7 protein-coding genes are annotated in these 7,921 nt (G+C 44.6%); all 7 read left to right on the forward strand.

Features of this window, described 5'->3' with window-relative positions:
• The first annotated feature begins 7 nt into the window (after nt 1–7).
• Nucleotides 8–1,075: a SufB/SufD family protein gene (locus tag OCV54_RS13390; RefSeq protein ID WP_055224521.1), complete on the forward strand. Its 1,068-nt coding sequence runs from the start codon at nt 8–10 to the stop codon at nt 1,073–1,075.
• On the forward strand, nt 1,056–2,273 hold the full coding sequence (locus tag OCV54_RS13395; protein WP_055224523.1) for an aminotransferase class V-fold PLP-dependent enzyme: 1,218 nt from the start codon (nt 1,056–1,058) through the stop codon (nt 2,271–2,273). Before OCV54_RS13390 ends, OCV54_RS13395 begins: the two co-directional genes overlap by 20 nt.
• A complete protein-coding gene (gene sufU / locus OCV54_RS13400; protein ID WP_004851759.1) occupies nt 2,263–2,703 on the forward strand; it encodes a Fe-S cluster assembly sulfur transfer protein SufU in 441 nt (146 codons plus the stop codon). Before OCV54_RS13395 ends, sufU begins: the two co-directional genes overlap by 11 nt.
• 244 nt (nt 2,704–2,947) lie before the next feature.
• Entirely contained in the window at nt 2,948–3,982 is a 1,035-nt protein-coding gene (locus OCV54_RS13405) for a sensor histidine kinase (RefSeq protein WP_055224539.1), read from the forward strand.
• Nucleotides 3,972–4,700: a response regulator transcription factor gene (locus OCV54_RS13410; protein ID WP_055145411.1), complete on the forward strand. Its 729-nt coding sequence runs from the start codon at nt 3,972–3,974 to the stop codon at nt 4,698–4,700. Before OCV54_RS13405 ends, OCV54_RS13410 begins: the two co-directional genes overlap by 11 nt.
• 79 nt (nt 4,701–4,779) lie before the next feature.
• Entirely contained in the window at nt 4,780–7,323 is a 2,544-nt protein-coding gene (locus tag OCV54_RS13415) for an Ig-like domain-containing protein (RefSeq protein ID WP_055224525.1), read from the forward strand.
• A gap of 104 nt (nt 7,324–7,427) precedes the next feature.
• Nucleotides 7,428–7,921 (forward strand): Ig-like domain-containing protein (locus OCV54_RS13420; RefSeq protein ID WP_055224526.1); only part of this gene is annotated, 494 nt, incomplete at its 3' end.

The raw sequence follows: 7,921 nt of genomic DNA on the forward strand, positions 1-7,921 counted from the left end.
CGGTGACATGGAGAACAATAACGAGATGAAGATCAACAAGCTCCCGGCAAAGACATGGTACTGGCTTCGCATGAATGACACAGCACTTAACTGGAATCCGGACATGGCGGGATGCAGTGTGAAGATAGATGGCGGCAAGGAAGCTGATAAGCAGGCTTCTGATTTCGATGGAATAGAGACTGGTGCAGGAAGAGATGCGGACGTACTCTTCGCACAGCAGGCAGCAGGAAGTGTACTCGTTGCGGACGAGACCAATAAAGGTCAGACAGTGCACGTGCTGATAAATGGAACCGGGGCAAATGGCAGCAGCGGTTATGCTTACGTGCAGGCAGATGCAGGTTCAGACATGACAGTCATAGAGACATTTGGCGAGAATGCGGAGGGCGGCAGCCTGGCATTCCGTACGCGTTTTAATATAGAGAAGGACGCACACATACGTCTTGTACAGATATTTATGCAGGGTGAGAACACGACCATACTCAACGACGTGGGAAGTGAGTGTGCGGAGAATGGGCAGCTAGATGTGCTTCAGATATTTATCGGCAAGGGCAATCTGTACAACGGCGTGAGAACTGAGCTCATTGGTAAGCGTGCTTCAACCAACATGGATATAGGTTACCTTGGCCAGAAGAAGCAGGTCATAGATATCAACCTTGTGGTTAACCATATAGGCAAGAAGACCAACTGCAACATACAGGTGGATGGAACACTTAAGGATGCTGCGGAGAAGATATTCAGAGGTTCGATAGATTTCAAGACAGGTTCATCGGATTCGAAGGGCGCTGAGACTGAGAATGTACTGCTGCTCGGCGATGATGTGGTGAACAAGACTATACCGCTTATCCTCTGTGCAGAGGAAAATGTGGAGGGATCACATGGAGCGACCATCGGTGAGCTTGACGAGGATACTTTATTCTACTTCGCGTCAAGGGGAATCGATATGGAGACAGCCGAGGACATGATGACCAAGGGCAAGATGGAGGTCCTCTACCGCAAGATCCAGGACGAGAACACAGAGAAGCTGGTGGAGAAGCAGCTTGCGGAGGTAATGGAATATGACAGACAGGAATTATAGAGAGGATTTTCCTCTGTTGAGAAACAATGACACAGCTTATATAGACAATGCGGCCACAGCGCAGAAGCCACAGGTGGTCATAGACGCTGAGAGAGAGTTCTATGAGAAGAGCAATGCGAATCCACTCAGAGGATTCTATCCGCTCAGCCTTGAGGCGACAGAGAAGTATGAGAGTGCCAGAAAGGTAGTCAGGGACTTCATTCACGCTGACTCTGAGAAGGAGATAATCTTCACCAGGAATACCACAGAGAGCCTTAACCTTGTGGCATACAGCTACGCGCTGAATAACCTTAAGGCTGGTGACGAGATAGCAGTTACGATCATGGAGCACCACAGCAACATGCTTCCATGGCAGATGGCAGCCAGAGTCACAGGTGCAACTCTCAGATATCTCGACTGCGAGAAGGATGGAACGCTGACTGACGAGACCATCAATTCCGGAATCAACGAGCACACAAAGCTGCTTGCTGTCGGACATGTGTCAAATGTCCTCGGATGTGTGAATCCGGTCAGAAAGATGGCTGACAGAGCACACAGCTTTGGCGCGGTTGTCGTTGTCGATGGCGCACAGAGTACACCGCATATGGCTATAGATGTGCATGAGCTTGGCGCTGATTTCTTTGCATTCTCAGGCCACAAGCTGATGGGACCTATGGGAATAGGAGTGTTATACGGAAGACAGGAGTTGCTTGACGCCATGCCTCCATTCATGTCAGGTGGAGAGATGATAGATTCAGTTTCAAGGGATGGCGCGGTATATGCGGAATTGCCTCACAAGTTTGAGGCTGGTACAGTCAATGCGGCAGGAGCTGCGGGACTTGCGGCTGCTATAGGCTACATCAAAGAGGTTGGATTTGACTATATAGAAAAGAGAGAGCTGGAGCTCACGACCCGTGCCATGGAGGGACTTGCAAAGCTTCCTCATGTGCATGTCATCGGTTCAGATAAGCCGGAGAACCACACCGGAATAGTGGCGTTCACCATAGACAATGTACATCCGCATGATGTCAGCGAGATCATGGCTGCGGATGGAATAGATGTGAGGGCTGGACATCACTGCGCACAGCCACTGCTTGTACACCTTGGCGTGTACAACACGACAAGGGCAAGTTTTATGTTCTACAATACAGATGAAGAGGTAGATGCATTTGTGGAGAGTGTCGCAAATGTGAGAAGGAGAATGGGATATGCAGAATAATATTCAAAACAGGAATTTTTATAATGAGATCCTTACAGAGCACAATATGAGACCTGAATTCAAATATGATCTTCCTGCAGCAAATGTTGTGCTGGAGGGTGTAAATCCCAACTGTGGTGATGACATCTGGCTTAAACTGAAGGTTGAGAACGGAGTCATCGAGGATGGATCATTCGTGGGAGACGGATGTGCTATATCCCAGGCGTCGGCAGATATAATGCTTGGAATGATCATAGGAAAGACCAAGGAGGAGGCCTTGAAGCTTGGGCAGCTCTTTCTGAAGATGATACAGGGAGAGGCTACAGACGAGGAGATAGACCAGCTTGAGGAGGCATCAGCGCTCAAGGATATAGCGCACATGCCGGCCAGAGTAAAGTGTGCGGTCCTCGGATGGCACACCCTTGAGGAAGCGTTGAAGAATATATCATAAGGGTGGATTCCTTATGATATATTCTTTATCTGCATCTTAACTATAGGCATGATATACTTCACTTGAATGTGTGAAAGCGGGCGCCGCTGGTAAGATCTATGTCGTTTGTGACATAAGGTGTACTGGTGGCGCTTTCTTTAAAATAATCCAAAAGGGATTGATACATATGAAAAAAATAAATATACAAAAAAGCAAAAAAAATAAGGGGTGTAAATGTAAGAACATTATAAAAAATGTGCTGTTGATGCTGGTGATGATAGCCATAGGGGTTGGATTGTGTCTGATAATAAAGACAACATTTACTACAGACATATTGATACCGGCCGTCATGGTGTTTTCGGTATTTTTGATATCGGTGTTCACTGACGGATATGTGTATGGAATACTGGCATCTGTAGTCAGTGTGATAATAGTGAATTTTGCATTTACATTTCCGTATTTCAAGATAGATTTCCTGATACCTGAAAATATCACATCGGCGATAATCATGATAGCCATAGCGTTTATCACCTGTGGTTTTACAAGTAAGATAAAGCATCAGGAAATGCTCAAGAAAGAAAGTGAGATGGAGAAAATGAGGGCGAACCTGCTGCGTGCAGTGTCGCATGATTTTCGAACTCCGCTTACCACCATTTACGGGGCCAGCTCGGCACTTATAGAGAGTGGCAGCGAATTTACGGATGAGCAGAAGGAGAAGATGCTCAGGGGAATACAACAGGATTCCCAGTGGCTTTATCGTATGGTTGAGAATCTGCTGTCCGTAACGAGGCTGGACGGAGACATTAATCTCATAAAGACCCCGATAGCCCTGGATGAGCTGATAGATTCGGTGCTTATCAAATTTGCAAAGAGATATCCTGATCAGGAGGTAGAAGTCGATCTGCCCGATGAGCTGGTCATCATACCAATGGATGCAATTCTCATAGAGCAGGTTATCATCAATATCCTTGAGAATGCAGTACAGCATGCAGAGGGAATGAAGAATCTGGCATTGAATGTGAAATGCGATGGCGACAGGGTTGTGTTTGAGGTACAGGATGATGGCGATGGAATACCGGAGGATAGGTTGAAACACCTGTTTGATGGAAGCCTTCTGGGGGACAGCTCTGATGAGGTGTCCGCGGACTGCAGGCCGAGAAGAAATGCCGGAATAGGTCTGTCGGTATGTGCGACCATCATAAAAGCACATGGAGGAGATATAAGTGCATACAATTCCGCGGAAGGCGGTGCAGTATTCAGGTTTACACTGAAGATAGAGGAGGTTACGGATGAGCAATAACAAATACAAAGTCTTGATAATAGAAGATGAACAAAATATCAACAACCTGCTGGATACCTTGATGCAGGCAAATGGTTATCAGACGATCATAGCCACATCCTGCGGGAGTGGACTTATGATGTATGCGTCTCATAGGCCTGACATAGTTATACTTGATCTCGGACTCCCGGATAAGGATGGTATATCGTTCCTCACAGAGATAAGGAAGACGGATTTCACGCCGGTCATAGTTCTCTCGGCGAGATCTGATGAGAAGGATAAGGTGGAGGCTCTCAATCTGGGTGCAAATGATTATGTTACAAAACCATTTGGTTCGGAGGAGCTGGTTGCCAGGGTCAGATCTGCACTCCGCACAGTGCTTTACCAGGCACATGACAGTGAACTGCCGACAGGGAAATTCCAGACTGGGGATCTGCTCATAGACTATGAGGCCAGACGAGTGTTCATAGGGGATGAGGAGATCAAGCTGACTCAGACTGAGTACAATATAGTCGATCTTCTGTCCAGACATCCGGGCAAGATGCTTACATACAGTTTTATAGTCAAGGAGGTCTGGGGCTACAATGACATGGGAAGCACCAAGAGACTTCAGGTCAATATGGCGAATATAAGAAAGAAGTTCGGAGTGAAGCCGGGCAAGAAGAGTTTTATCATCAATGAGCTGGGCGTGGGATACAGGATGTGTGATGACAGCGAAAAACTCATTGATAGTATTTGATGGTAGATTAATAAAATAAAGTCCGCTATACTGATTTTATGAAGTATAGCGGATTTTTTATTAAATCAGGAGGAGTGTTATGAAAGGGTACAGAAAAATCATGAAGGCTGTGGCGGTCATTCTTGCATTTGCACTGATATTTTCAGGTATGAATGTTCCGGGAACTGCGCTGGCAGCTACAACGGCGGCTACGGCAAAAAACACGGTTGTAAAGAGCATCACTGTGAGCAATCTGCCAGCCGGCACACTTACGCTCAAGGCGGGAAAGTCATTTGCTCTTAAGACAAATGTGGCGGCGAAAGAGCTGAAATTCGTAACCAGCAACAGAAGGATAGCAACCGTGACAACTGCGGGAGTGATCAAAGCAGGAAATGTAAAAAATGGGACAGCTAAGATTACAATGTCGCTGAAGGCTGATCCTAAGGTAAAGAAGGTTATTACGGTAACTGCAGGACAGCCTGTCACGAGTGTAAAGCTTACTAAAAGCAAGCTGACGCTGGTAAAAGGAAAAAGTGCTGTGGTAAAGGCTTCTGTTGGAACAAGCAAGGCAAGCAATAAGAAGGTCGTATGGAAGAGCAGCAATATAAAGGTTGCTAAGGTTAATTCCAGAGGACGGATAACAGCAGCCGGAGGCGGTTCAGCAGTCATCACAGCAGTAGCTGCAGATGGTTCCGGCAAGAAGGCAAGTTGTAAGGTATCAGTCAAGGCGTATGTAACTTCTATAAAGTTCAAAAAGGGCAGCGGTAAGATGTATGTGGGAAAAACAGAACAGTTAAACCCAGTCATTGCACCGGCAGATGCAACAAACAAAAAGTGTACCTGGAAGTCTTCGAATGATAAGGTCGCTATGGTAAGTTCATCCGGACTCGTTGTGGCTGTTGGCGCTGGAACCACAGTGATTACAGCAACAACTACAGACGGAACAAAAAAGACAGTAAAATATAAGCTGACAGTTCTAAATGCTGTGAAGATTGCTTCGGCGCAGGTGGATAACAGGCAGACAATAAATGTTACATTGTCATCTGCACAGAAGCTGACAGCATCAAATTTTGCTGTTAAAGTAAAGACCACATTAAATGGCGGCATATACAACAAGAGCATTCCGATTGAAAGTGTGTCTACAGGAGACAATAAAAAATACACGATCAGGTTAAACAAGGAGAACAGGCTTTCATCTTCGGACAGAATATGTGTGTACGTAAGTGGACTTACAGGAACAGGAACCGGTAAGGTGGAGACATATTATTCTGACGGAAAGTATAATAAGACATATTATGAAGCCAGAGCAATTGAGCAGAATGCGAATGTGAATACAGACGTTAATTTATCTGGCAGTGGCTACCTCAAGGTTTCTGTAAAGGACGTTCCGGCTGGAATGAGGTATACAATAGGTGGAATGCGTTCCAACTGTATTACTTTCACAGGGAAAATAACCAAGTCTGGCACATCAGTCACGACAATTACAGCAGTTGATGAGTATGGTAATACAATGACAACTATCGTAACATGGTGTGTATACAACAGCTCCGTGATATCAGCTTATTACAGCCCAAGGTATTATCGCACTCGTGGTGAAAGTGGAGCGGCTGTGCATGTAGCTGCTGATATAAATTCTGTAGCTGGTGGCTCAGGAAATTATATCTATGATATAGTTGGCAATACTTATGGTCTTGATATTTATAGTAATGGTAAATTGGAGGGTTACATCAATAAGGCTGGTACTTATAATATAAAAGTCAGGATAACGGATTCCGATAATGCCGGAGTCAGCACAACTGTAGACTGTGTGATAAATGTTGCACAGGGAATTACAGTATCGGGATATATCAGGGATGTGGCAGGAGAAGTATTGTCAAATGCATATATTATATTTACGAATAGGGACAAATCCACAGAGTATACATATTACTGTTATTCTGATGTAAAAAGAGATGGATCGTATTCTGTAGATATTGTTCCTGGGACATATGATATAGCGATATATTCGGGTTCGGACACAACATACATATATTCACAGCGGTTTACCGGAAACATTTCGGGAAGAAATTATTCGTCGGATGTAAAAAAGATATCCGTTAGATCAAAAAATAACGGATATAATATAGAGAATATCGGCACATGGTATGACGAGGATGGCAACAGCGTTGGAGCTGGTGCATACGTTTATCTGGCGCCTGGTACTTACAGACTTACAGGTCGCGGGGTTGCTTTAGCCGGAACTATAACCGCAACGATAAACCGCAAGACTTCATATGTTGTAGCAGATATTAAGACAGACTATGAGGAGATTGGTGATAGAACCTCTATAAATGCATCAGTGGGAACATACTATAGATTTGTTCCAAAGATGACGGCAGCATACTATATCTATTCAAGTTCTGGATCGGATAATAATCCATATGGACATCTTTATGATGCAGATGGAGAAGTGCTTACAATTAATGATGATGACAAGCAGGAGCATATCAGCACAGGAAATGACCACGATTTCTATATGTCATATAACTGTGAAGCAGGAAAAGTCTACTATATTAATGTTACACGAAACAGCAGTATGGTATATATAACCACAGAGTATCCTGGAATTAAGAGGATACCCGTACGTCTTTTTATGTGGGTATGAATAATGCTCAATAGCATGTGCGAGATTGACAAGCATAATATATAATTTATAATATATGATATGGTGTATTAAAAGGTAATGTTACATAAAAAAGGAGGAAATTTATGAAAAAAGGGAACAGGTTTATGGCGGTCATTGCGGTGATCCTTGCATTTGCATTGACATTTACAGGTGTCAGCATTCCGGCAAATGCGGCGGCCACATCAACCGTCAAGAGTATCACGGTGAAGAATCTTCCAAGTAATACTCTTACACTCAAGGCGGGGAAAACATTTACACTGAAGACAAATACGACTTCAGGCAATCTGAAATTCTCAACAAGCAATAAAAAGATCGTGACAGTATCTTCTACAGGTAAGATAAAAGCAGTGAAAAAGGGTAGTGCAAATATCACGATCTATCTCAAGTCAAATGCGAAGATCAAGAAGGTGGTGAAGGTCACAGTCGGACAGCCGGCCACAAGAGTCAAGGTGAACAAATCTGCGCTGACGATCAAGAAGGGCAGGTCGGCAGTGATAAAGGCGACAGTAGGTCCTAACACAACCAGCAATAAGAAGGTTATCTGGAAGAGTAGCAATTCCAAGATCGCAAAGGTAAG

Origin of the sequence: Coprococcus aceti (genome assembly GCF_025567285.1) — a bacterium.
GTDB lineage: Bacteria > Bacillota > Clostridia > Lachnospirales > Lachnospiraceae > Coprococcus > Coprococcus aceti.